Source organism: Actinomycetospora sp. (assembly GCF_036497245.1).
Classification (GTDB): Bacteria; Actinomycetota; Actinomycetes; order Mycobacteriales; family Pseudonocardiaceae; genus Actinomycetospora.
In genome coordinates this window covers 12,716-35,925 of record NZ_DASXJS010000125.1, presented here as the reverse complement: position 1 = coordinate 35,925, position 23,210 = coordinate 12,716, and the positions used below count along the sequence as shown (strand labels likewise).

26 protein-coding genes and 1 pseudogene are annotated in these 23,210 nt (G+C 74.7%); 23 read left to right on the top strand and 4 right to left on the bottom strand.

The features are described 5' to 3' along the window. From VGI02_RS13060 to VGI02_RS13030, 7 genes are all read left to right on the top strand, one after another. The coding region (locus VGI02_RS13060; RefSeq protein WP_331627818.1) for an ANTAR domain-containing protein at positions 1 to 190 on the top strand (190 nt) is incomplete at its 5' end. Positions 191 to 407: 217 nt separating this feature from the next. Next, on the top strand, positions 408 to 677 hold the full coding sequence (locus VGI02_RS13055) for an ANTAR domain-containing protein (protein WP_331627817.1): 270 nt from the start codon (positions 408 to 410) through the stop codon (positions 675 to 677). 66 nt (positions 678 to 743) lie between these two features. Continuing rightward, the gene (locus tag VGI02_RS13050; protein ID WP_331627816.1) at positions 744 to 959 is read left to right on the top strand and encodes an ANTAR domain-containing protein; all 216 of its coding nucleotides are present in this window, start codon (positions 744 to 746) and stop codon (positions 957 to 959) included. 194 nt (positions 960 to 1,153) lie between these two features. Then, a complete protein-coding gene (locus tag VGI02_RS13045) occupies positions 1,154 to 1,381 on the top strand; it encodes an ANTAR domain-containing protein (protein ID WP_331627815.1) in 228 nt (75 codons plus the stop codon). Positions 1,382 to 1,501: 120 nt separating this feature from the next. Continuing rightward, positions 1,502 to 1,696, top strand: coding sequence for an ANTAR domain-containing protein (locus VGI02_RS13040; RefSeq protein ID WP_331627814.1), 195 nt, complete (start codon positions 1,502 to 1,504; stop codon positions 1,694 to 1,696). A gap of 348 nt (positions 1,697 to 2,044) precedes the next feature. Then, the gene (locus VGI02_RS13035) at positions 2,045 to 2,773 is read left to right on the top strand and encodes a tyrosine-protein phosphatase (protein ID WP_331627813.1); all 729 of its coding nucleotides are present in this window, start codon (positions 2,045 to 2,047) and stop codon (positions 2,771 to 2,773) included. A 49-nt stretch (positions 2,774 to 2,822) separates the two neighbouring features. Next, on the top strand, positions 2,823 to 4,337 hold the full coding sequence (locus VGI02_RS13030; RefSeq protein WP_331627812.1) for an AMP-binding protein: 1,515 nt from the start codon (positions 2,823 to 2,825) through the stop codon (positions 4,335 to 4,337). 52 nt (positions 4,338 to 4,389) lie between these two features. Here VGI02_RS13030 and VGI02_RS13025 read toward each other — a convergent pair whose 3' ends face one another. After that, positions 4,390 to 5,142, bottom strand: a complete 753-nt coding sequence (locus tag VGI02_RS13025; protein WP_331627811.1) for a C40 family peptidase — start codon at positions 5,140 to 5,142, stop codon at positions 4,390 to 4,392. Positions 5,143 to 5,697: 555 nt separating this feature from the next. Between VGI02_RS13025 and VGI02_RS13020 the strand changes: the two genes are divergently transcribed. Genes VGI02_RS13020 through VGI02_RS13005 form a run of 4 tightly spaced genes read left to right on the top strand, consistent with a single transcriptional unit; the run spans position 5,698 to position 8,661 of the window. Beyond that, the gene (locus tag VGI02_RS13020) at positions 5,698 to 6,141 is read left to right on the top strand and encodes a MarR family winged helix-turn-helix transcriptional regulator (protein WP_331627809.1); all 444 of its coding nucleotides are present in this window, start codon (positions 5,698 to 5,700) and stop codon (positions 6,139 to 6,141) included. Further along, positions 6,138 to 7,550 (top strand): MFS transporter, encoded by a 1,413-nt coding sequence (locus tag VGI02_RS13015; RefSeq protein WP_331627808.1) that lies wholly within the window; start codon positions 6,138 to 6,140, stop codon positions 7,548 to 7,550. Before VGI02_RS13020 ends, VGI02_RS13015 begins: the two co-directional genes overlap by 4 nt. Positions 7,551 to 7,578: 28 nt before the next feature. Continuing rightward, positions 7,579 to 8,040: a GNAT family N-acetyltransferase gene (locus VGI02_RS13010; protein ID WP_331627807.1), complete on the top strand. Its 462-nt coding sequence runs from the start codon at positions 7,579 to 7,581 to the stop codon at positions 8,038 to 8,040. 21 nt (positions 8,041 to 8,061) lie between these two features. Further along, the gene (locus tag VGI02_RS13005) at positions 8,062 to 8,661 is read left to right on the top strand and encodes a carboxymuconolactone decarboxylase family protein (protein ID WP_331627806.1); all 600 of its coding nucleotides are present in this window, start codon (positions 8,062 to 8,064) and stop codon (positions 8,659 to 8,661) included. A gap of 32 nt (positions 8,662 to 8,693) precedes the next feature. Here the strand turns inward: VGI02_RS13005 and VGI02_RS13000 are convergent, their stop codons facing one another. The 3 genes from VGI02_RS13000 to VGI02_RS12990 all read right to left on the bottom strand — a co-directional run bounded on the left by VGI02_RS13000 (position 8,694) and on the right by VGI02_RS12990 (position 11,209). After that, positions 8,694 to 9,107 (bottom strand): SRPBCC family protein, encoded by a 414-nt coding sequence (locus VGI02_RS13000; RefSeq protein WP_331627805.1) that lies wholly within the window; start codon positions 9,105 to 9,107, stop codon positions 8,694 to 8,696. A 315-nt stretch (positions 9,108 to 9,422) separates the two neighbouring features. After that, a complete protein-coding gene (locus VGI02_RS12995) occupies positions 9,423 to 10,652 on the bottom strand; it encodes an alpha-hydroxy acid oxidase (protein WP_331627804.1) in 1,230 nt (409 codons plus the stop codon). A gap of 74 nt (positions 10,653 to 10,726) precedes the next feature. Further along, positions 10,727 to 11,209: a serine O-acetyltransferase gene (locus VGI02_RS12990; protein WP_331627803.1), complete on the bottom strand. Its 483-nt coding sequence runs from the start codon at positions 11,207 to 11,209 to the stop codon at positions 10,727 to 10,729. Between the two features lie 182 nt (positions 11,210 to 11,391). Here VGI02_RS12990 and VGI02_RS12985 point away from each other — a divergent pair, with 182 nt between their 5' ends. The 12 genes and pseudogenes from VGI02_RS12985 (at position 11,392) to VGI02_RS12930 (ending at position 23,210) form a co-directional block, all read left to right on the top strand. After that, on the top strand, positions 11,392 to 12,798 hold the full coding sequence (locus VGI02_RS12985) for a lysine N(6)-hydroxylase/L-ornithine N(5)-oxygenase family protein (RefSeq protein ID WP_331627802.1): 1,407 nt from the start codon (positions 11,392 to 11,394) through the stop codon (positions 12,796 to 12,798). Continuing rightward, complete coding sequence (locus VGI02_RS12980; RefSeq protein ID WP_331627801.1) at positions 12,795 to 13,556, top strand: SDR family oxidoreductase; 762 nt, start codon at positions 12,795 to 12,797, stop codon at positions 13,554 to 13,556. Before VGI02_RS12985 ends, VGI02_RS12980 begins: the two co-directional genes overlap by 4 nt. A gap of 67 nt (positions 13,557 to 13,623) precedes the next feature. Beyond that, positions 13,624 to 14,781 (top strand): isochorismate synthase, encoded by a 1,158-nt coding sequence (locus tag VGI02_RS12975; RefSeq protein ID WP_331627800.1) that lies wholly within the window; start codon positions 13,624 to 13,626, stop codon positions 14,779 to 14,781. Then, positions 14,778 to 16,547 (top strand): (2,3-dihydroxybenzoyl)adenylate synthase, encoded by a 1,770-nt coding sequence (locus VGI02_RS12970; protein ID WP_331627799.1) that lies wholly within the window; start codon positions 14,778 to 14,780, stop codon positions 16,545 to 16,547. Before VGI02_RS12975 ends, VGI02_RS12970 begins: the two co-directional genes overlap by 4 nt. Continuing rightward, positions 16,544 to 17,242, top strand: a complete 699-nt coding sequence (locus VGI02_RS12965; protein WP_331627798.1) for an isochorismatase family protein — start codon at positions 16,544 to 16,546, stop codon at positions 17,240 to 17,242. The genes VGI02_RS12970 and VGI02_RS12965 overlap by 4 nt, the downstream gene beginning before the upstream one ends. Beyond that, positions 17,239 to 18,345 (top strand): FecCD family ABC transporter permease, encoded by a 1,107-nt coding sequence (locus tag VGI02_RS12960; protein WP_414638251.1) that lies wholly within the window; start codon positions 17,239 to 17,241, stop codon positions 18,343 to 18,345. Before VGI02_RS12965 ends, VGI02_RS12960 begins: the two co-directional genes overlap by 4 nt. Positions 18,346 to 18,422: 77 nt before the next feature. Continuing rightward, the gene (locus VGI02_RS12955; RefSeq protein ID WP_331627796.1) at positions 18,423 to 19,412 is read left to right on the top strand and encodes a FecCD family ABC transporter permease; all 990 of its coding nucleotides are present in this window, start codon (positions 18,423 to 18,425) and stop codon (positions 19,410 to 19,412) included. After that, a complete protein-coding gene (locus tag VGI02_RS12950; protein WP_331627795.1) occupies positions 19,409 to 20,260 on the top strand; it encodes an ABC transporter ATP-binding protein in 852 nt (283 codons plus the stop codon). The genes VGI02_RS12955 and VGI02_RS12950 overlap by 4 nt, the downstream gene beginning before the upstream one ends. A gap of 82 nt (positions 20,261 to 20,342) precedes the next feature. Beyond that, complete coding sequence (locus VGI02_RS12945; RefSeq protein WP_331627794.1) at positions 20,343 to 20,588, top strand: phosphopantetheine-binding protein; 246 nt, start codon at positions 20,343 to 20,345, stop codon at positions 20,586 to 20,588. A 108-nt stretch (positions 20,589 to 20,696) separates the two neighbouring features. Continuing rightward, positions 20,697 to 20,915: pseudogene (locus tag VGI02_RS12940) on the top strand (MbtH family protein); the annotation flags it as partial. 104 nt (positions 20,916 to 21,019) lie between these two features. Continuing rightward, a complete protein-coding gene (locus VGI02_RS12935; RefSeq protein ID WP_331627793.1) occupies positions 21,020 to 21,883 on the top strand; it encodes a siderophore-interacting protein in 864 nt (287 codons plus the stop codon). Between the two features lie 61 nt (positions 21,884 to 21,944). Further along, complete coding sequence (locus VGI02_RS12930) at positions 21,945 to 23,210, top strand: amidohydrolase family protein (protein ID WP_331627792.1); 1,266 nt, start codon at positions 21,945 to 21,947, stop codon at positions 23,208 to 23,210.

The following is a 23,210-nucleotide window of genomic DNA, read 5'->3' as shown; positions in this document are numbered from 1 at the left end:
GCTCGACCCGCCGGTGGTGCATCAGGCCGAGGGCATCCTGCGAGCCCGTCGCGGAGTCACCATCGACGAAGCGGCCCGGGCACTGCGTGCCGAGGCGGGCGCGGCGGGACTCTCCGTGGTCGAGGTCGCCCGGCAGATCGTGATGAGTCTGCCGATGGCGGGCACCACCGCGCACGAGCAGAGCGCCTAGGCGAACAGCACCCCTGGGCGACGGCCCGCCGCCCAGGGGTCGTGCCACCGTGATGGCGGCGCCGAGTCGGCGGGCGGGCGTGTGGGCGACGCCGTTCCCGGCTACTCCACGATGGCATCGTGGTGATGAGACCGGACCACGGAGCTTCACCGGATCGGCGGACAGCGCGCCGGCACGGCCCCGACGGCCTCCGTTGTTCCCCGCACGGGGATGCCCAGTGCAGGCGAGGCTGATGGACGACGACATCCCACCGAACGATCTTTCCCGCGAGGAAGTCGTGATCTTCGTGGCGGAAGGCATCGTGTGCGAGCGGCTCGGTGTCTCGATCGACGAGGCGGTCGTCGCCCTGGCGGACATGGCCGTCACCCGGGACCTGAGCCTGCTCGAGATGGCCCGGGCAGTCGTCGCGGACGAGGTGGACCCGGGCTCGTACACCCGCGCCCGTGGGGACCCGGGTGGTCGGATGACCGATCCGAACACCGGGTGAGCCATTCGCCGCATCAGGGCGCAATCTGCCATGCGCCTGCGCAGGGCTGATGGGGGTGGAATGAGAATGATCGAGATCGGTGACGACGGCGAGGTACCGGGCACGCCGGTGGTCCACCAGGCCGAGGGCATCCTGCGAGCCCGCCGCGGGATCACCATCGACGAGGCCGTCCGCGCGTTGCGTGCCGAAACCGACGCGGCGGGGCTCTCCGTGATCGAGGTCGCGCACCGGATCGTCGGCAGCGTGGCGGTCGACCCCGCCTCGCGCGAGCGAGGCGGGTGACGCGGGCACCGTCGGAACCCTGACCGGCGGTCATCCGCCCGCTCGGGCGGCGAGGACGACGACCCCGTCGCACGGCCGGACCGGCCGAACGGCGGGCTGGACCCCATCGTGTTGGGTACGGCAGGGTGACCCGTACTGGCCGGGTCCCCGCCACGCTTGATGCCGAGAGCGTGACTCACCGGCGAGGGGACCCCGTGATCGACGAGGACGAGGTCGAGGACCGAGCGGCGAACTGGGCCGTGATCGCCCAGGCGGAGGGTGTGCTCGCGGCCCGCCGCGGGATCACCGTCGTCGAGGCGGCCCGCGCTCTGAGGGTGGACACCGACTCTTCGGGTCGGCGCCTCAGCGAGGTCGCCAGGAACATCGTCACCCCGGCCCCCCCGCTCATCGGGGCCGGGCACTCCACCCGACCGTGGCGGTGACGGCCGCGCGGGTGGCTGAGCCCGAGCGGTACGGTCACGGATGATCCGGGGGGACGCCCGATGCCATCCGCACGCCGAGCCGTGCGGATGACACCACGCCGATGTCGATCGGAGCCCCCGATGGTCGAACCCCGGGAGCCGTTGTGCGCCAACGAGGCGCGGGTCGCCGCCGCCGCGGGCGTGGTCATGGAGGCTCTCGGGCTCTCCGCCGGCGGCGCCTTCGAGTGGATCATGGACGGTTCCAGCCTCACCGGCATCCCGGTTCTGGACCTGGCCGACCTCGTCGTCCGCGAGGCCGGGCGCAGCGCGGCGTGACGGGAGCGGCGGGCCGCCCCGTTGGCGGGTACTGAACCGATCAACGAATCCGGTCGGTGTTTCCGCAGTTCAGGACCGGAGCACCCCGTTGGCACCAGGTCATGCACGGTCGGGGGATCGTCGATCATGACCAGTCCGATGAGCGGGTCCCGCTTCCCGACGCTGGGGAGCCGACCGGGAGCGGGACCCGGCTCTCATCTCGATTCCTTGCCGGACCGGCACGTCGCTGCCGTCTCCGTCGCCACGCGCGACGGCAGCGGGCACCCGTGACCGAGATCGCGTCCCGGCGCCGGACTTTTCGCCCCGCGTTCATCCTCTCCGCCCTCGCGAGCGTCCACCCTGGGAGGAGTGAGCCTCCAGTACCCGGGCACGGCGCCGAACCAGATGGCGAACCTGCGTGATGTCGGAGCGCCGGGGTCCGCGCTCGGTCGCTGGGTCCGCGCCGGCGTGCTGTGGCGATCGGACGCGCCGCTCCCGGGCGACGCGGACCCCTCCCTCACGGGCACGCTAGACGGCGCGACCTGGCCGCCGCGGGTCGTGATCGATCTCCGGGACCCGAAGGAGCTCCACGACGAGCCGCACCCGCTGGCGGGCCCCGGCGTGGACGTCGTCGCGCTCCCGCTGACCGGATCCCTGGCCCCGGCCGAGCAGCTGCGGATGCGACAGGGCCGGACCAGCCTGGCCGAGCTCTACGTGCAGCTGCTCGGGACGGCGCACAGCTGGCTGCCCGTCCTCGTCCGGACGGCCGCCCGGGCCGAGGGGCCGACGCTGGTGCACTGCGCCGCGGGCAAGGACCGCACGGGGGTGTCCGTGGCCCTCCTCCTGGCCCTCGCCGGAGTGCCCCGTCCGGAGATCCTCGCCGACTACCTGGCGACGGGGGATGCGCTGCCGGCCCTGCGGCCGCGGCTGGGATTCCACGGCGAGGACCTGGCCGCGATCGAGCACCTCCTCGACGTGTCCATCCCCGCGATGACGGCCGTGCTCGACCGCATCGGGCCGGACCCGGTGGCCTTCCATCGCGACCAGGGCGTCGAGCAGGACGACATCGAGCGCTGGCAGGACCGCCTCCGCCCCTGATGCCGGGCACGGCGAGCGCGACCCGGGAATGCCGGGAATGGTGGGAGCCGTGCCGACCCCACGGTTCCCCGAGCCCGATGTCCCCGCCGGAGCCACGTCGCTGCCCGCCCGGCTGCGGGCCCTCGCGCAGGCCGCGCCCGACGCCCCCGCCGTCTCCGACGGTGACACCGTCCTGACCCGCGCCGAGCTGGACGCCCGCACCGACCGGCTCGCCCGCGCCTTCGCCGCGCGCGGGGTCGGGCGCGGTGACCTCGTGTCGATCGCGCTGCCGAACGTCGTCGCCCATGTCGCGTGCTCGGTCGCCGCGTGGAAGCTCGGGGCGGTGCCGCAACCGCTCTCGGCCCGCCTGCCCGAGGCCGAGCGGGACGCCGTCCTCGCCGTCGCCGAGCCGGCCCTCACCGTGGGTCTACGGCCCGCCGACCGGCCCTGGCTCGACGCCGAGGACCTTGACGGCCGGGATCTCGACGGCCGGGATCTCGACGGCCGGGACCGCGACACCCAGGACCAGGACGGCCCACTGCCGGATGTCGTCGGGCCGTCCTGGAAGGCCCCGACGTCCGGGGGCAGCACGGGCCGGCCGAAGGTCATCGTCTCGGGGCAGGCGGCGTGCACCGAGCACGTGCTGGCGCGGGCCGACGGGTTGCGCATCGACCGGGACGGGGTCTTCCTCGCCACCGCGCCGCTGCACCACAACGCGCCGTACATGTTCTCGCTGATGGCGTTGCTGCAAGGACATCACGTGGTGCTCATGCAGCGGTTCGACGCGGTCCGCGCGCTGTCACTGGTGGGCGAGCACGCCGTCACCTGGCTCTACCTGGTGCCGACGATGATGGGACGCATGCTGCGCCTGCCCGAGGCGGCGTGGCGCGCGGCGGAGCTCACGAGCCTGCGCACCGCGCTGCACGTGGGCGCCCCGTGCCCGCCCGAGGTCAAGCGCGGCTGGCTGGCGCGCCTGCCCGCCCCGGAGATCCTCGTCGAGCTGTACTCGGGCACCGAGTCCCAGGCGAGCGCGATGATCGACGGGCGGGACTGGCTGGCGCACCCCGGATCGGTCGGGCGGGTCACCCGCGGCCACATGACGGTCCGGGACGACGGCGGCGGCGAGTGCCCGGCGGGCGCCGTCGGGGAGGTCTGGATGCGGCCCGACGGCGGGCCGACCTACCACTACCTGGGCGCGCGGGCCCGGGCAGCCGGCGGGTGGGAGTCCCTGGGCGACATGGGCTCGTTCGACGCCGAGGGCTACCTGTACCTCGCCGACCGTCGCGCCGACATGATCCTCGTGGGCGGGGCCAACGTGTACCCGGCCGAGGTGGAGGCCGCCCTGATCGCGCATCCCGAGGTGGCGGACGCCGTCGTCGTGGGCGCACCGGACGAAGATCTCGGGCGCGTGGTGCACGCCGTCGTCCAGCCCACCGGGGAGGCCGCGCCGGGCCTCGCCGAGCGGCTGCCCGCCGACCTCGCGGACCGACTGGCCCGCCACAAGATCCCGCGCACGGTCGCCCTGGTCGATCACCCGCTGCGTGACGACGCGGGGAAGGTGCGACGAGGTGCCTTCGGCTCGTGAGCAGAAAGTGGTGCTATAGCCACACTTTCCGCTCACGAGCGCGGAAGCGCACCTACCGCATCCGGCCGAAGCTCGTGTCGCCGAACATGTTGCCGAGCTTGACCGACTGGCCGGGCTCCGGCGCGGTCCAGATCTTGTTGTTCCCGGCGTAGATGGCGACGTGGTAGATGTCGCCCGGGTCGCCCATGAACACCAGGTCGCCGGGCTGCGCCTGGCTCTTGCTGATGTGGTCCGAGGCGTCGTACTGCTGCTGCGCGGTGCGCGGCATGCTGATGCCCATCTTCTTGAACACGTACGAGGTGAACCCGGAGCAGTCGAACGAGTCGGGCCCGGTGGCGCCCCAGACGTAGGGCGTGCCCTTGAACGTCGAGGCGGTGTTCACGATGCGGTCGCCCAGCGCTCCGGCGCTCGCCGCGCTGCCGGAGTCCGAGGACTTGGCCGCCGCGGCCTTCTTCGCGTCGGCGGCCTTCGCCGCGGCCGCCTTCTTCGCGGCGGCGGCCTGGTCGGCGGCGGCCTTCTTGGCCGCGTCGGCGGCGGGCGACGAGTGCTTCACCACGGGCGCGGCGGCCGGGGCGGTGGCGGCGATCGGCGTCACGCCCGCGTGCTGCGTCGGCATCGACGCGGGGGCCGCGCCGGAGGAGGAGTAGGCCGTCAGGTTCGTCGCGGCGTGCGAGACGTCGGCGTTGCCGACCGCGGCGAACGCGCCGGTGGATCCGGCAACGGCCGCGGCGCTGGCCGTGACGAGCGCGGCGGCGATCCCGGCCTTCGTGAGGGTGCCGTCGGTGAGGGAGCTGGGGGAGGACACCGACGGGGACGCGGGGCCAGCGGTCGCGACATGACGTCCGGGCATTGCGGCACTTTCTCGGTCGTCCACGACGCCTCGGGGTGACGTCGCTCCCGTCCTCGACCGCACATTCGCTCGTGGGCCCGGTTCCATGCCCTGGGGAGCGGGTCGCCGGACGGGTACGGCGACCACGAGCACGGGGCCGGGTCGACCCACCGGGAGGTGAGCCGGTCGAGACCGTACCGAGACCTTTTCGTGATCGATAGGACGTCGACGGGGCGGGTCGACGCCGGGCGGTCCGGCGGTGCACGTCGACACCTGGGACCGCCCGTCGTGGCGCACCCCGCGCCGATCGCCCGGGATGCCCTGGTGTGCGTCCTGACGGAGCAGTGATCGTCCCCCGAGAGCCCGGACGTCGACCGGTGGATAGGGGCGATTCATCCGGTTCTGGAGGACCGATCATCGCGGTTCCTGCGCGGTGAGCCGTCCGTGTCACGCGGTGGGCGGTCGGCGGCGTCCCGACGAGATAGACAGTCCGACGTGAACAGTCTGGACTGTGCATCTAGTGTCGGTCTCGTGGAGACGAGGGAGCCGACCGCCGCGGCCGTGCAGGCCGCCCGAGCGGTGCGCATCGAGCTTGGGCGGCTGCGGCGACGGTTGCGGGAGAACTACGACCGCTCCGAACTGACCGCCTCGCAGACGGCGCTCCTGGGTCGGCTCGGCCGGGAGGGCCCCGCGACGGCGAGCGAGCTCGCGTCCGCCGAAGGCGTCCGGCCGCAGTCGGTGGCCCTGTCGATCTCGGCCCTCGCCGGGCGCGGACTCGTCACGCGCACCCCGGATCCGCACGACGGACGCCGTCAGGTCGTCTCGCTGGGCCCGTCCGGCCGCGAGTTCCTCGAGAGCTCGCGCGCCGCGGGGGAGGGCTGGCTGGCGGGCGTGCTCACCGAGCGGCTCACCGAGGCCGAGTGCGCCACGCTCGCGGAGGCCATGACGTTGCTGGAGCGGGTGACCGGGCTATGACGGCGCTCCTCGCCCGCCTGCGCCGACCGGCAGGCACCGCGACCGACCCGGCCGCCTTCGACCGCAGGCTGATCACCCCGATGGTCTTCGGGTCGATCCTGAACCCGGTCAACTCGTCGATGATCGCGGTGGCGCTGGTCCCCATCGGGATCGCGCTCGGGGCGCCGGCGGCGGAGACCGCGTGGCTGGTGTCCGGGCTGTACCTGGCGACGGCGGTCGGGCAGCCGGTCACCGGACGCCTGGTCGACCTCTACGGCCCGCGGCCGCTCTACCTCATCGGGACCGCGCTCGTCGGGATCGGCGGTCTGCTCGGGGCGCTGGCCCCCGACATCTGGACCCTCGTCGGGGCCCGGGTGCTGCTCGGGCTCGGGACCTGCGCCGGCTACCCGGCGGCGATGTCGATGATCCGCGGGGAGTCGCAGCGCACCGGGCGCGACAGCCCCGAGAGCATCCTGAGCCTGCTCTCGGTGTCCACCCAGACCATCGCGGTGATCGGGCCGACGCTCGGTGGGCTCCTCATCGGGGTCGGCGGCTGGCGGGCCACGTTCCTCGTGAACGTCCCGCTCGCGCTGGCCTGCCTGGTGCTCGGGGCGCGCCGCCTGCCGCCCGGGACGCGGCGGGACCGCACCACCGGCCTCGTCGCCACCCTCGACCCGGCGGGCATCGCGGCGTTCGCCGTGACGCTCGTCGTCCTGCTGCTCGTGCTCCTGCATCCCGCCTGGTGGCCGCTGGTCGGGGTCGTCGTCGTCACCGGCACGGGCCTGGTGATCTGGGAGCTGCGCGCCCCGGCGCCGTTCCTCGACCTGCGCGTGCTCGGCGGCAACGTCCCGCTGCTCGTCACGTTCCTGCGGGCCCTGCTGGCCGCGACCGTCACCTACTGCCTGCTGTACGGCTTCACCCAGTGGGTCGAGGAGGGCCGGGGGCTCTCGCCGTCCGTCGCGGGCCTCGTGCTGCTGCCGATCTTCCTGACGGGGATCGGCGTCGTCGCGCTGACCGGTCGGCGCCGTGAGCTCCGGGGGAAGCTCCTGGTCGGTGCCGCCGCGCAGGTGGTGGTCTCGGGCCTGCTGTTCCTGCTCGGGGACGGGAGCCCGATCTGGCTGATCGTCGTCGTCGCCCTCGTCGCCGGGGTACCGCAGGGCCTCAACACCCTCGCGGTGCAGAACTCGGTCTACCGCCAGGCCGAGCCGGCGCGCGTCGCCTCGTCGGCCGGGCTGATGCGGACCTTCTTCTACCTCGGTGCGATCGCCGCCTCCACCACCGGCGGCATCGCCTACGCCCACGGCGCGACGACGTCCGGCCTGCACGATCTGGCGCTGGTCATGCTCGTCGCCGCCGTGCTGTTCGGAGTCATCACCGTGGCCGACCGCTCGCTCGGCCGGCTCGTCCCACCCCGAGAGGACCCCGCGTGACCTGAGCGCCCCGGTCTACCGTGGCCCGGTGGCCGAGCAGAGCGACTCCACCGTCGCGATCAAGATCGTGGACGTGCTCGACGACGGCGTCCGCGCCGCGGTCGAGCGCCTCCTGCCGCAGCTCTCGCGGAGTGCGACGTTCGACGGTCGGACCCTGGCCTGGGTGGTGGCGCACGACGCGACCACGCTGTTCGTCGCCGAGGCAGGCGACGCCGTCGTCGGAGCACTCACGCTCGTGATGTACCCACTGCCGACGGGGCTGCGGGCGCACATCGACGACGTCGTGGTCGACGACGCCGTCCGCGGCCACGGGGTGGGGGAGGCGCTGGTGCGGGCGGCGCTGGAGCGCGCGGTCGAGGTCGGGGCGCGCACCGTCGACCTCACCTCTCGCCCGTCGCGGGAGGCCGCGATCCGGCTCTACGAGCGCGTCGGGTTCCGGCGCCGCGACTCGACGCTCTTCCGCTGGGAACCACCGGGCGATCCCGCCTGAACCCCGATTAGCGTCGGGCCCATGACCGAGCACCCCGCGGCCGACGCGAAGAACTGGGGCGGGCGCCTGCCCCGCAACGAGACGCTGGACCTCGACGACGACCAACGCTCCGCCGCCGAGGAGCTCCGCGAGCGCTCCGTGCCGTGGGCGGAGAGTTCCGGATTCGCGGGGACCGACGACGCCGGGGGACTGCTCGGCCCGTTCAACGCCTTCGCGCTGCGCCCGGGCCCGGGTCGGGCGTTCGGCCGGTGGGTCGCGAGGGACCGGCGGGACTCGTCGCTGTCGGCGCCGATCCGCGAGGTCGTCATCCTCACCGTCGGGGTGGCCTGGCAGGCGGAGTACGAGATGTACGCCCACGTCGCGGTGGCCCGCTCGGTGGGGCTGTCGGAGACGGTGATCGACGGTTTGCTGAGTGGATCGAGCGAGGGCTTCACGCGCGAGGAGCTCGCCGCGCACCGGTTCACCGACCAGCTCGTACGCACCCACCGCGTCGACGACGAGACCTACGCGACGGCCGAGCGGGCCTTCGGGCGCGACGGCGTGCTCGACATGGTGCATCTCATCGGCATGTACCTCGCGACCTCGGCGATCCTCAACGCGTTCGAGGTCCCGGCGCCGTAGGCGCGCTTCGCGCTCACGAGGCCGGAGGCCACCTACCCTTCGACGTGCGCTTTGAGGTGGGCGGCCTCGGAGTCGACGAGCCGGACGACGGTGCGGCGGGAGAGCGGACCGACGACCGGCGCGAGCATCCCGTCGAGACCGAACGTCAGCTCGACGCGACACCGGTCCGGCCCGAGGCTCTCCACGCGGTGGTCCGCCCACTGCCGGAAACCGGTCTTGCGGGCCGCCCAGAGGAAGCGGTGGTCGTCCACCACCAGCACGGTGTAGAGGTCGGGACGCCGTCCGGGCTGGCTGACCCGCACCGGCACCCCGGGTTCGAGGTGCGGGCCCTGCAGCTCGACGGTGGACATCGTCGGCGTCCAGGACGGCCACCCCTCGACGTCGCGGACGAGGGACCACACCTCGTCGGCGGGTGCGGCGACCTCGACGGTCGTGTGATAGCGCACGGCGGCTCCTCGGGTCGGTCTCCTGCCCCGGTCCGACGATCGTGGCCTGTCGCCGCGCCCCGGTCCAGTCCGGCCGCCAGGAGTCGCGTCGCTGCGCCCGTCACCGGTGAACCGGACGGGTCCGGGCGGTCGTGTCCGCGCTGGACCGCCCTCGGTGCCGGAGGCGCTAGGCAATTGATCATGCCGAGCGCGACGCAGCCGATGCCGCGTTCGGCAAGATCAACAGCCTAGCGGTGTCCACCCGACCCATCGGCTCCGGATCGTCAGCTCGGCGGTCCGCTCCCGGAATCGGCCGACCCGCGCGCCGGAGGCCCGTCAGCGGGGGAGCAGCCGGGCGTGGGACGCGTCCAGGTCGTCGACGCGTTCGACCCCGAGCAGCTGCATCGTGCGCACGGCCTCCGCGCGCAGGATGTCCAGGGACCGCGTGACCCCGGCCTCGCCGCCGGCCATGAGCCCGTAGAGGTAGGCCCGGCCGACCAGGGCCGCGCGCGCACCGAGCGCGCGGGCCGCGACGATGTCGGCGCCGGTGGTGATGCCGGTGTCGACGAACACCTCGGCGCGCTCCCCGACGGCGGCGGCCACGTCGGGCAGCAGCTCCAACGGTGTGGGGGCGCGGTCGAGCTGGCGGCCGCCGTGGTTGGAGACGACGACGCCGTCGGCGCCCAGGTCCACCACGGCGCGGGCGTCGTCGACGTGCTGGACGCCCTTGACCACGAGGTGACCCGGCCACTGGTCGCGCAGCCAGGTCAGGTCGGCGGCCACCGCGGTCGGGTCGAACATGTGCCCGACCAGGTCGGCGACGGTGCCGCTCCAGGAGCTCAGCGAGGCGAAGCTCAGTGGCTCGGTGGTGAGCAGGTTCGCCCACCAGGAGGGGTGGCGCGCCATGTCCGCGAGCGTGCCCAGCGTCAGCGACGGCGGGATCGTCAGGCCGTTGTGCGAGTCGCGCAACCGTGCACCGGAGACCGGGGTGTCGACGGTGAGCACGAGGGTGTCGTAGCCGGCCTTGCGGGCGCGGTCCACGAGGTCGCTCGAGGCGTCGCGGTCCTTCCACAGGTAGAGCTGGAACCAGTGCCTGCCCAGGGGTGCCTCGGCGGCGAGATCCTCGACCGCGGTGGTGCCCATCGTGGACAGGGCGTACGGGAGAGAGGCGGCCTCCGCGGCGCGGGCCACCGCGCGCTCGCCCTCGTGGTGCATCATCCGCGTGAAGCCGGTCGGTGCGAGGACTATCGGCATCGCCGCGGACCCGCCGAGCACGGTCGTCGCGGTGTCCACCGACCCGACGTCGCGCAGGATGCGCGGGGAGAACTCGACCCGGGCGTAGGCCTCACGGGCGCGGCGCAGGCTGATCTCCTGCTCGGCGGCCCCGTCGACGTAGTCGAACACCGCGCGCGGGCTGCGGCGACGCGCGATCGCGCGCAGGTCGGCGATCGTGAACGCGGACTCCAGCCGACGGCGGGTCGCGTCCAGGCGGGGTGGCCGGACCCGCACCAGGGGCGCGAGGTCGCGGGGGCGGGGGAGCTGGCGGCGCACGCGACGTGTCGGCATCGGCGGTCCCTCCTCGACGACGGGACGGCCCGGGCCCGCCCGTCGGTCGACCGTAACCCGCCGCCCGGTGAGGGTCAGCCGGCCGCGTGCGTCGCGGGAGACACCCGACGCGCCGGGTTGCCCGCCCACGTCTCGCCGGGCCCGACCGAGTGCGTCACCACGGCGTTCGCGCCGATGATCGCGCCCGCCCCGATCGTGAGGGTCTCGCCGCTGCGGGCGAGGACGACCGCGCCGGTTCCCAGCACCGCACCGTCCTCGATCACGAGGTCCATCGGCCCGCGGTCGAGCGGCACCCACGGGTCGGCGCGCCCCAGGGTGACGCCGTGCAGGAGCGTGACGTCGCGGCCGATGCGGGCGTCGGCGTGCACGACGAGGCCCGCGGTGGCGTGCACCAGCGTGAGCCCGGGCCCGATCGGGACCTGGCGCGGGATGTCGATGCCGAGCACGAAGAGCAGCAGTCGGACGGCCCGGCCGAGCAGGCCACGGGTGCGCAGGTAGACGAGCCGGATCACGACGTCGTCCATGAGGGTGCGGTGCATCCGGTGCGGGGCGGCCACGCGACTCATCGTGCCGAAGCCACGGCTCGCCCATGTGGCCGGGGCCGCTCGGCAGAAGGACTCAACGACACGTCCACACGCCTTCACTATGACGCTACGTGTGCGTGAAGTGACACCTATGTCGGATTTCGGCGGGAGCATGGTTAGGCTTCCCTAAGGTCATCATGATGATGAGGAGGCTGATGAACACCGTGTCGGGGACCGGTTGCGGTCACGCCGGAGGTCAGGAGGTCGCCGACACCGTCGACGTCCTCGGCGTCGGCTTCGGGCCCTCGAACCTCGCGCTCGCTCTCGCGATCGAGGAGCACAACGGGCGCTGCGGCTCCGACGAGCGGATCCGCGCCCGCTTCGTCGAACAGCAGGAATCCTTCGGCTGGCACACCGGGATGCTGCTCCCCGGCGCCACGATGCAGGTCTCGTACCTCAAGGACCTCGTCACGATGCGGGACCCGACGAGCCCGTCGTCGTTCCTCGCGTACCTCCACGAGCACGGCCGCGTCGCGGACTTCATCAACACCGGGACCTCGCAGCCGACGCGCCTGGAGTTCCACGACTACTTCGCGTGGGCGGCCCGGCGGGTCGATCACCTGGTCGACTACGGGACGCGCGCGGTCGCGGTGCTGCCGGTGCGCGACGACTGCGTGGGTGACGGCCCGGTCCGGGAGCTCGACGTGGTGCTGCGCGACGCGACCGGGAGCGACGGGGCGACCCGCACGGTGCGCACCGGCGCCCTCGTCGTCGCGACCGGGCTGCAGCCGATGGTCCCCTCGGGCGTCGAGCGCGGGCCGCGGGTGTGGCACACGAGCGAACTGCTGCCGCGACTGGCGGAGGCCGACGGCCCCGGCAGCGTGACCCCGGGGCCGCGCACGTTCGCCGTCGTCGGAGCCGGGCAGAGTGCGGCGGAGGCCGCCGCGCACCTGCACGCCCGTCCCGGCAGCGCGGTCCACGCGGTGTTCGCGCGCTACGGGTACAGCCCCGCCGACGACTCCCCGTTCGCCAACCGGATCTTCGACCCGGAGGCCGTCGACGACTTCCACCAGGCCCCGCAGGGCATCCGCGAGATGCTGCTGGGCTACCACGCCAACACGAACTACTCGGCCGTCGACAGCGAGCTGATCACCGAGCTGTTCCGGCGGCTGTACGCCGAGAAGGTCGCGGGCCAGGAGCGGTTGCACGTGCACCGGGCCAGCAGGCTCACCAAGCTGCGGGTCCCCGACGACGGGCCGCAGGTGGGCTGGGGCCGGGCCGGGGTCGAGCTCGACGTGGAGTTCCTCCCGACCGGGTCGGCCGCCACGGTGGGCGCCGACGTCGTCGTCTACGCCACCGGGTACCGCCCCGTCGACCCGACGGGCCTGCTCGGCGAGGTCGGCGCCTGGTGCCGCCGGGGGTCCGACGGCGAGCTGCTCGTCGAGCGCGACTACCGGATCGCGTCGGCACCCGCGCTCGACGCCGCGATCTATCTCCAGGGGCCGACCGAGCACACCCACGGCATCTCGTCGACCCTGCTGTCCAACGTCGCCGTGCGGGCCGGGGAGATCCTCGAGTCGGTGCGGGAGCACCGGCGCGCGACCCAGCGGGTCGGCCGGTGAGCGCGGTCGTCACCGGCGCAGGCAGCGGGATCGGTGCCGCCGTCGCGCGGCTGCTCGCCTCGCGCGGCACGCCGGTGGCGGTGCTCGACGTCGACGCCGGGGCGGCCGAGCGGACCGCGGCGGCGCTGGGACCCGCCCCCGCCACGGCGCACGCGGTCGACGTGAGCGACTCCGCCGCGCTGGAGAGTGCCCTCGACGACGCCGCCGAGGCGCTCGGCCCGGTGGACGCGCTCGCGAACGTGGCCGGGGTGCTGCGCACCGGAGGAGTCGCCGAGCTCACCGACGCCGACTGGGACTTCTGCCTCGCGACCAACGCCACCGGGGTGATGCACGCCTGCCGGGCGGTCGCCCGGCGCTGGAGGGCCGCACCTCCGCCCGGAGGCGGGGCCATCGTCACCGTGGCGTCCAACGCGGCGGGTGTCCCGCGCGTCGGGATGACGGCCTACGCGGCCTCGAAGGCGGCCGCGCTCGCCGTCACGCGGTGCACCGGGCTGGAGCTCGCGGCGCACGGCGTGCGCGCCAACATCGTCTGCCCCGGCTCCACCGACACCCCGATGCTCTCCGGCATGGACCTGGCCGCCGACCCGTCGGCGCTCGTGGCGGGCACCCCCGGGAGCTTCAAGCTCGGCATTCCGCTCGGTCGGGTCGCGGACCCGGACGACATCGCGGAGACGGTGGCGTTCCTGCTCTCCGACGCCGCTCGACACGTCACCCTGCAGACCCTCTACGTGGACGGGGGAGCCTCTCTTGGGCCCTGATCTCGCCGCTCCGTCACCCGAGGGCCCCGCGTCCTCGACGACCACCGCGCACCCCCACGGACGCACGATGTCCACCGAGCCCGGCGGGTTCGTGTTCGTCGGCCCGCAGGGCACGGTGCGGGCCTCGGGGGCCGCCACGCCGGTGTGTGCCGGGTCCGGGGAGCCGATCGCCGACGCGGCCGTCCGCGCGCTCGCCGCGGGCGGCGGCGGTGACCTCGTCGTGGGCGCGGTCGGGTTCGACCCGTCCATGCACGCGCTCACCGTGCCCGCCGAGCGGTTCTGGGAGCCGCGGCCCGCGCCCGACGACCCCCGCCTGGCCGCGCCCGCGTACCCGACCGACCGGCCGCCGACGGCCCCGGCCTTCGTGGGCACCCGCTGGGACCAGCGGGCCGAGCCCTCCGCGGCGGGATACGCCGCGGCGGTGTCCCGGGCGTTGGCCCGCATCGAGGACGGCGCCTTCGAGAAGGTCGTCCTGGCCCGCTCCCTGGCGGTCACCGCGCCCGCGCCGGTCGAGGTGGCGACCGTCCTCACGCGCCTGGCCGCCCAGCACCCCGGGGCCTACGCGTTCGCCGTCGACACCACGCGGGCCACCGGTCCGCGCCGGACGATGATCGGCGCGAGCCCGGAGCTGCTGCTGTCGCGGCGGGGGCGGACCGTGGTGTCCACTCCGCTCGCCGGCACCGTCCCGCGCAGCACCGACCCCGCCGAGGACGCCCGCCGCGCCGCGGCGCTGGTCGACTCCGCCAAGGACCGCCACGAGCACGCCCTGGTCGTCGCGCAGGTCGCGGAGCGGCTCGCGCCGTTCTGCGGGCGCCTCGACGTGCCGTCCGCGCCCGAGCTGAGCGCGACCGACACGCTGTGGCACCTGTCCTCGCGTGTCGAGGGCGAGCTGAGCGACCCGGCGCCCACCGCGCTGCACCTGGCGACGGCGCTGCACCCGACGGCGGCCGTCTGCGGATCGCCGACCGCCGAGGCCCGCCGCGCCCTGCTCGACCTCGAGGACGTGCCGCGCGGTTTCTACACCGGGCTCGTCGGCTGGTGCGACGACGCGGGCGACGGCGAGTGGGCGGTGACGATCCGCTGCGCGGAGGTGTCCGGGCGGCGGGCCGTCCTGCAGGCGGGCGCCGGGATCGTCGCGGGCTCGCGCCCCGAGGCCGAGGTGGCGGAGACGACCGCGAAGTTCCGGCCGCTGCTCGCCGCGCTGGGGCTGGAGGCCGCCCCGTGACGGCCGCCCACGAGGTCGACGAGCTCGCCAACCCGTACCCGCCCGAGGTCGCGCGCCGCTACCGCGAGGCCGGGTACTGGACCGGGCAGAGCTTCCCCGACCTGCTCGCGGGGGCCGTCGCGGCCCACCCGGACCGACCCGCCGTCGTCGGGACCGCCGTGTCCGATCCGGATCACCCGGAGCAGCGCTGGACCTACGCCGAGCTGGACCGACGGGCACGGGTGCTGGTCGGCGGGTTCGCCGGGCTCGGAGTCGGCGCGGGAGACCGGGTCGTGGTGTGGCTGCCGAACGTGCCGGAGTACCTCGAGGTGATCTGGGGGCTCTTCCTGCTCGGCGCGCTGCCGGTGTTCGCGCTCCCGGCCCACCGCGAGAGCGAGGTCCGCTACTTCGCCGAGCACTCCGGTGCGGTCGCCGTCGTGACCGTGTCCCGCCACGACCGTCACGAGCACGCCGCGACGGCGCTGCGGGTGGCGGCCGAGGTGGGATCGGTGCGGGACGTGGTCGTCGTCGCCCCCGACGGGGACGTCCCGGCCGGCGGGGTCGCGCTGTCGCGGCTGCGGGAGGCGGCGCCCCGCGAGCCCGCGGCGCCCGACCCGTCCCGGGTCGCGTTCCTGCAGCTCTCCGGCGGGACGACGGGCCTGCCGAAGCTCATCCCGCGGACCCACGACGACTACCTCTACAGCGTCCGGGCGAGCGCGGAGATCTGCGGGCTGACCCCGGCGACGGTGTTCCTCGCCGCGCTGCCCGCGGCGCACAACTTCACGATGTCCTCGCCCGGGCTCCTCGGCGTGATCCACGCGGGCGGGACCACGGTTCTCGCGCCCTCACCGGACGCCGACACCTGCTTCGGGCTGATCGAGGCCGAGGCGGTGACGATCGCGGCGGTGGTGCCGCCGCTGGCGGCGGTGTGGGTCGCCGCCCGCGAAGCGGAGCGGAGCCGGGCCGTCGATGCAGCGGTCGAGCGGTCGACGGCGGACCTGTCGAGCCTGGCGATGCTGCAGGTGGGCGGGGCGAAGTGTGGCTCGGAGCTGGCCGCGCGGATCGGGCCCGCCCTCGGGTGCCGGTTGCAGCAGGTGTTCGGCATGGCCGAGGGCCTGGTCAACTACACGCGCGACGACGATCCCGACGACGCCGTGCTGCACACCCAGGGCCGGCCGATCTCCCCGGACGACGAGGTGCGGGTGGTCGACCCCGAGGACCCCGACGAGGCCGACGTCGCGCCGGGCTCGGTCGGGGCCCTGCTCACGCGCGGGCCGTACACGATCCGCGGCTACTTTCGTGCGGACGAGCACAACGCGATCGCCTTCACCCCGGACGGCTTCTACCGCACCGGGGATCTCGTGCAGCTGACCGAGCGCGGCGACATCGTCGTCAGCGGCCGGGTCAAGGAGCAGATCAACCGGGGCGGGGAGAAGGTGGCGGCCGAAGAGGTCGAGAACCACCTCATGGCCCACCCCGGCGTGCTCGACGCGGCGCTGGTCGGCGTGCCGGACCCGTTCCTCGGGGAGCGCACCTACGCCTACGTCGTCGCCCGGCCCGACGGCGAGGCCCCCGCGCCTGCCGCGCTGCGCCGCTTCGTCCGGGAGCGGGGCGTGGCGGCGTTCAAGGTGCCCGACCGCGTCGAGGTCGTCGACGCGTTCCCGGTCACCGGGGTCGGCAAGACCAGCCGCCGGGGGCTGCGCGCCGCGCTCGCCGCCCGCCTGTCCGAGGGCCCGGGCGGTGCCGCACCAAGCGATCCCGGTCCGCGAGAGGAGCCCCCGCGATGAGCACGAGCCTGCCGACGATCCCGCCGTACGCGATGCCGCGGCCCGACGAGCTGCCCGACGGGCGCGCGTCGTGGACGGTCGACCCGGGCCGCGCGGTGCTGCTCGTGCACGACATGCAGCGCTACTTCCTCGCGCCCTTCGCCCGTGACGTCGAGCCGGTGAGCGTGCTCGTCGCCCACATCGCCGCGCTGCTGCGCCGTGCCCGGGAGCTCGGGGTGCCGGTCCTCTACACCGCGCAGCCCGGCGAGCAGCCCCCCGACGACCGGGCGCTGCTCGCGGAGTTCTGGGGGCCCGGCCCGGCGGCGGCCTACCGCGACGACCCCGACGTCGTCGACATCATCGACGAGCTGGCCCCGCAGCCGGGCGACGAGGTCCTCACCAAGTGGCGCTACTCGGCGTTCCAGCGCAGCCCGCTGGCCGACCGGCTCGCCCACTGGGGGCGTGACCAGCTCCTCGTCACCGGGATCTACGCGCACATCGGATGCATGGTGACGGCCGTCGACGCCTTCATGCGCGACGTGCAGCCGTTCCTCGTCGGGGACGCCGTGGCGGACTTCTCCCGCGACCACCACGACCGGGCCCTGGAGTGGACGGCGTCGCGGTGCGGGGTGGTGACGACGACGGCGACGGTGCTGTCGGGCCTGAGCGCCGAGCTCGTCCCCGGTCTCGCGCGAGGGGAACCCTCGTGCGGATAGAGCGACCGGATCCTCCCCTCGCGACCGCGGCCGGGCCGCCCCCGACGGCGGCGCCCCCGGTGTCGCCGCGGCCCCGGCGGCTGCGCTCCCGGCGGGCGGCAGGCCTCGCCGGCGCGCTCGTCGCGCTGGGGGTGGTCCTGCTCGTGAGCCTCATGGTGGGCTCGCGCGGCATCGCGCCCGGCACCGTGCTCGACGTCGTCCTGCACCCGGGGCTGCGTGACGGCCCGCCGGATACCGCGACGACCACCGACGCGGTCGTCGTCCTCGACCAGCGGCTGCCCCGCACGCTGCTCGGGCTCGCGGCCGGACTGGCGCTCGGGGCCGCCGGGGCGCTCATGCAGGCGCTGACCCGCAACCCGCTGGCCGACCCGGGCGTCCTCGGGATCACCTGGGGGGCGTCCGCGGCCATCGTCGCGGGGATCGTGGTGTTCGGGGTGGCCTCGACGGCGGGCTACGTCTGGTTCTCGCTGGCGGGCTCGGCCGTCGTCGCCGTGGTCGTCTACCTGCTCGGGCAGTCCGGGCGCTCGGGCGCCACCCCGGCGCGGCTCGCGCTCGCGGGCACCGCGATCGGCGCGTCGCTGCAGGGCATCGTCTACGCGGTCGTGCTGGTGGACTCGCGGACGTTCGATCAGTTCCGGGTCTGGCGGGTCGGGTCGCTGACCGGGCGGGACCCCGGCGGGCTGCTCGAGGTGCTGCCGTTCCTCGTCGTCGGGGCGCTGCTGGCGCTCGGGGTGTGCCGGGCGCTGAACGCGCTCGCCCTCGGAGAGGAGACCGGGCGGGCCCTCGGCGTCCGGGTCTCGCGGGTCCGGGCGGCCACGGGGATCGCGATCGTGCTGCTGTGCGGCGGCGCGACCGCGGCCTGCGGGCCGGTGGCGTTCGTCGGGCTGGCGGTGCCGCACCTGGCGCGCGCGATCACCGGGCCGGACCAGCGCTGGGTGGTGCCGTACTCGATGGTGCTGGGGGCGGTGCTCGTGGTGGCCGCGGACGTCCTCGGGCGCGTGGTGGCGGCGCCCGCCGAGCTGGAGGTCGGCATCGTCACGGCGTTCGTCGGGGCTCCGGTGTTCCTCGCGATCGCGCGGCGGCGGCGGGTGGTGGCGCTGTGACGGGGGCTTCCGTCCGCCAGAAAAGTCGCGTTGCCGACACTGGACGTCCGAAAACCGTCGTTCTCGGCCCGTACTCGATGCGCGTGCACCCGCGGGCGATCGGCGCCGTCGTGCTGCTCGCGGTCGCCGCGGCGGCGCTCGGCGCGGTCGCGCTGACCCTCGGCGACTTCCCGCTGCCGCTCTCCGGAGTGCTCGACGCCCTCGCGGGCCAGGGCTCGCGAGCGCAGCGGTTCGTGGTGCTGGAGCTGCGCGCACCCCGGGTGGCGCTCGCGCTCGTCGTCGGCGCGGCGCTCGGGGTGGCCGGGGCGCTGTTCCAGTCGCTGGCGCGCAACTCGCTGGCCAGCCCCGACCTGCTCGGCTTCACCACCGGCGCGGCGACCGGCGCGCTGGTGGCCATCGTGGCGTTCGGCGCAGGCGCGGGCGGGACCGCGATCGGGGCGGTCGCCGGGACGCTGGCCACCGCGCTCGTCGCGCTCGCGCTGCTCGGGGGCGCGACCGGCGGGTACCGGCTGGTCCTCGTCGGGATCGGGCTGAACGCGATCCTCGTGGCCGTCGACAACTACCTCATCCTGCGCTCGGAGCTCTCGGTGGCGACGGCGGCGCAGACGTGGCTGGTCGGCAGCCTCAACGGGCAGGACTGGACGGCCGTGACCGTCGTCGGGATCGGACTGCTCGTCCTGATGGTCCCCGCGCTCGGGGTGTCGCGGCGCCTCGACCTGCTGGCGATGGGCGACGAGGCGGCCGGGTCGGTCGGGGTCCCGGTGGCGTCGACCCGGGCGATCACGCTCGGCGTCGGGGTCGTGCTCGTCGGGATCGCGACCGCGTCCGTGGGCCCGATCGCCTTCGTGGCCCTGGCCGCTCCGCAGCTCGCGCGGCGGCTCACCGGCGCGACCGGCCCGGGCCTGATGGGTGCCGGGGTGCTCGGCGCGCTGCTGCTGCTCGCGGGGGACGTGCTCGGGCAGCGGCTGGCGGCCCCCGAGCAGTACCCGGCCGGAACGATGACCGCGGCGATCGGCGGGCTGTACCTCGTCTGGTTGCTGGCACGCGAATGGAGGGCCGGGAGATGAGCAGGCTGGTGGCCGAGGGGATCACGCTCGCCTACGACGCGCGGACCGTCGTCTCCGGGCTGGACCTCGAGATCCCCGACGGCTCGTTCACGGTGGTCGTCGGGCCCAACGCCTGCGGCAAGTCGACGCTGCTGCGCGGGCTCGCCCGCATGATCCGACCCGCGGCAGGGCGGGTGCTGCTCGACGGGCAGCCGATCACCTCGTACGGCGCCAAGGAAGCGGCCCGCCGGCTGGCGCTGCTCCCGCAGAGCCCGGTCGCCCCGGACGGCATCACGGTGCTCGACCTCGTGGCCCGGGGGCGCTACCCCCATCAGTCGTTGCTGCGGCAGTGGTCGCCCGCGGACGAGCGCGCGGTGAACGAGGCGATGGCGGCGACGGGGGTGGACGACCTCGCCGAGCGGGTGGTCGGCGAGCTGTCCGGCGGCCAGCGTCAGCGCGTGTGGATCGCGATGGTGCTCGCCCAGGACACCCCGCTGCTGCTGCTCGACGAGCCGACGACGTTCCTCGACATCGCCTACCAGCTCGAGGTGCTCGACCTGCTCGCCGACCTGCACGCGGGCGGCGGCCGGACCCTCGTCGCGGTGCTGCACGACCTCAACCAGGCCTGCCGGTACGCCACCCACCTCGTCGCGATGCGCGACGGCGCGGTGGTGGCGGCGGGCCGGCCTGCGGAGATCGTGGACGCGGAGCTGATCCGCGAGGTGTTCGGGCTGGTCGGCGAGGTGGTGCCGGATCCGCAGACCGGCACGCCGATGGTCGTGCCCGCGGGACGCGAGGCGCGTCGTGCGCCCGCCGTGGCCGAGAACGTCGAGGACGTCGAGGACGCGCTGAGCGGGCGACGACTGTGATCGGTCCCGTGACCGCCCACACTGTCCGAGCTGAATAGTTAGGTTAGGCTCACCAAGCCACCGTCGATCAGGAGGAAGCCGCGTGGCCACCCCGGACGCAACCCCGACCCTCGACCTGGATCGGCTCCGCGCGGACGTGGCGGATGCGCTCGGCGAACCCCCTGCCGACATCGGGGACGCCGACGACCTGCTCGACCGCGGCCTGGACTCGATCCGCCTCATGAGTCTCGTGGAGCGCTGGCGCGCCGAGGGCGTCGACGTCGGCTTCATCGACCTGGCGGAGACGCCCACGCTCGAGGCGTGGTCCCGGCTGCTGACCCGTTCCTGAGACTGCGCACGGAGGCCCCATGGCGACCGCCCCGCCGAGCGATCCGACCACCAGCACCGGTGCGCGCGGCACCGCCGACACCGCCCTCGACACCGCCGGAGCCGCCCGATGACCAATCCGTTCGACGACGAGCAGGGCCGGTTCCGGGTGCTCGTCAACGACGAGGACCAGCACAGCCTCTGGCCGGTGTTCGCCGAGGTGCCCGCGGGGTGGCGGACGGTGTTCGGCGAGGGGGACTCCGACGACGGCAGGCCCGGCGCCGAGCGCGCGGCCTGCGTCGCGTACGTGGAGGAGCACTGGACCGACCTGCGGCCCCGCAGCCTCCGCGAGCGCACCGAGGGTGCGTCCGGTGACCCGGATGGCCCAGCGATCGAGGGAAGCCCACCCTCAGCGGACCGGGAATCGTCGAGGAACGCAGGAGGCGGCGGAGCATGAGCAGCGAGACCGACGCGAGGAGCGCGGTGCACCCGTGGATCGAGGCCGCGCCTGCTCCGGTCGAGCGTCGGCTCTACGCGGTGACGCCCCGTCTCGCCGAGGTGCTGCGCGTGGTGACGCTGACCCCGCGGATGGTGCGGGTGACGCTCGGCGGCGACTTCTCCGAGCTCCTCGGCTGCGCACCGACGGACCACGTGAAGATCTTCTTCCCGCCCGAGGGCGAGGAGCTGCCCGTGATGCCGCAGGTCGGGCCGAACGGCCTGATCCCGCCGCCGCCCGGCACTCCGCGGTCCTTCCGGGACTACACGGTGCGTCGCGTCGACCGCGCCCACGGCGAGATCGACGTCGACATGGTGCTGCACGCGGGCGGGCTCGGGTCGGCCTGGGCCGCGGCCGCCGCACCGGGCATGAAGGTCGGTGTCCTCGGCCCCCGCGGCTCCGAGATCGTCGACTCCTCCCTCGACTGGCTCGTGCTCGCCGGCGACGAGACCGCGCTGCCCGCGATCGGGCGGTGGCTCGCCGAGCTGCCCGCGGGCGTGTCCGTGCGGGCGGTGATCGAGGTCGCCGACGCTGGCGAGCAGCAGTCGCTCCGGTCGTCGGCCGACGTCGACGTCCGCTGGCTGCACCGCGACGGCATCCCCGCGGGAGACTCGACGCTGCTGGCGGACGCGCTCGCCGGTTTCGAGCTGGAGTTCCCGACGGGGCGCGGGTTCGTCTGGGTCGCGGGCGAGGCGACGTCGCTCAAGCCGATCCGCCGGATGCTGCGCAACCACCCCGCGCTGGACGCGGCGTGCGTGGACGTCGACGGGTACTGGCGCCGCGGCGTCGTGAACCACGACCACCACGGGGCCGACGAGTAGGCGCGCGTGACGCGCGATCGGGCGTCGCGGCCGGAGCACCCGACGGGCCACACTCGGCGTCGTGAGCACGACGATCTGTGGCGCCCGGGTGTTCGACGGCGAGCGGTCGCTGGGGGTGGCGACCGTCGTCGTCGACGGCGACGTGATCACCGCGGTCGAGCCGGGGGCGCGCGAACCGGCGGCCGGTGAGGTGGACGCGCGGGGCGCGACCCTGCTCCCGGGCCTCGTCGACGGGCACGTGCACCTGCGCGGCGCGGGCAACCTCGGTCAGGACCTGCGCCACGGCGTGACGACCGTGCTGGACATGTTCTCCGCGCCGCCGCAGTTCACCGCGATGCTGCGCCGGCGCGCCGCCAGCCGGGACGACGAGGCCGACCTGCGCAGCTCCGGGCTGATGGCGGGCGCCGTCGACGGGTGGCCCGCCGTCATGCTGCCGCCCGACCCCGGGGGCTGGCGGATGCCGGGGCTGTCCGGTCCCGACGACGCCGAGCGGTTCGTCGCCGACCGGGTGCGTGAGGGCTCCGACTACCTCAAGGTCTTCGTCGAGAACTCCGCCGACGTCACCCGCTCGACCCTGTCCCCGGAGACGGTGACGGCGGTGTGCGCGGCGGCGCGCTCCCACGGGTTGACGACGGTGGCGCACGCGCCGACCCGCTGGGCGTTCGCGACGGCACGCGACGCGGGGGTGGACGTGCTCACCCACCTGCCCCTGGACGGGCCGCTCGACGGCCCGCTCGGTGAAGGTCTCGCCGGGCTCACCGTGGTCCCGACGATGACGATGATGGCCGCCCTCACCGACGCCGCGTCGCAGCAGGCGCTCCTCGGCGACCCGCGGCTGACCGCGCGCCTGCCCACCGACGTCGTCGACGGACTCCGGGCGGGGGACCGCGGCGGGCTGCCGACCAGCTCGGCGTCGGGCGCCGCCTACGAGCACGCGGCGGACAACCTGCGGCGGCTCCTGGCGGCCGGCGCGACGGTGGTCGCGGGTACCGACGCCAACGACGTGCCGGGCCGGTCGGCGGCGGTGATGCACGGCGTCTCGCTGCACCTCGAGCTGGAGCTCCTCGCGGGGTGCGGGATGTCGCCGACGGACGTGCTGGCGGCCGTGACGTCCCGCGCGGCCGACGCGTTCGCGCTGCACGACCGCGGACGGATCGCGGCCGGTCGACGGGCGGACCTGCTGCTCGTGGACGGCGACCCGACCGCCGACGTCACCGACACGCGCAGCCTGCGCACGGTCTGGCGCGCGGGGGTGGCGCACGACCTCTCCCATCCCGCCCACGCGGTCCGTCCCGACGAGGTGGGACCGGTGCGGGCAGGCCACTAA

Bases quoted from the DNA above. Each gene is read 5' to 3' on its own strand.
- VGI02_RS13050 (WP_331627816.1), top strand. From the start codon at position 744: ATGATCGAGATCGGTGACGACGGCGAGGTACCGGGCACGCCGGTGGTC.
- VGI02_RS13040 (WP_331627814.1), top strand. From the start codon at position 1,502: ATGGTCGAACCCCGGGAGCCGTTGTGCGCCAACGAGGCGCGGGTCGCC.
- VGI02_RS13015 (WP_331627808.1), top strand. From the start codon at position 6,138: ATGACGGCGCTCCTCGCCCGCCTGCGCCGACCGGCAGGCACCGCGACC.
- VGI02_RS13005 (WP_331627806.1), top strand. From the start codon at position 8,062: ATGACCGAGCACCCCGCGGCCGACGCGAAGAACTGGGGCGGGCGCCTG.
- VGI02_RS12995 (WP_331627804.1), bottom strand. From the start codon at position 10,652: ATGCCGACACGTCGCGTGCGCCGCCAGCTCCCCCGCCCCCGCGACCTC.
- VGI02_RS12985 (WP_331627802.1), top strand. From the start codon at position 11,392: ATGAACACCGTGTCGGGGACCGGTTGCGGTCACGCCGGAGGTCAGGAG.
- VGI02_RS12975 (WP_331627800.1), top strand. From the start codon at position 13,624: ATGTCCACCGAGCCCGGCGGGTTCGTGTTCGTCGGCCCGCAGGGCACG.
- VGI02_RS12965 (WP_331627798.1), top strand. From the start codon at position 16,544: ATGAGCACGAGCCTGCCGACGATCCCGCCGTACGCGATGCCGCGGCCC.
- VGI02_RS12955 (WP_331627796.1), top strand. From the start codon at position 18,423: ATGCGCGTGCACCCGCGGGCGATCGGCGCCGTCGTGCTGCTCGCGGTC.
- VGI02_RS12950 (WP_331627795.1), top strand. From the start codon at position 19,409: ATGAGCAGGCTGGTGGCCGAGGGGATCACGCTCGCCTACGACGCGCGG.
- VGI02_RS12935 (WP_331627793.1), top strand. From the start codon at position 21,020: ATGAGCAGCGAGACCGACGCGAGGAGCGCGGTGCACCCGTGGATCGAG.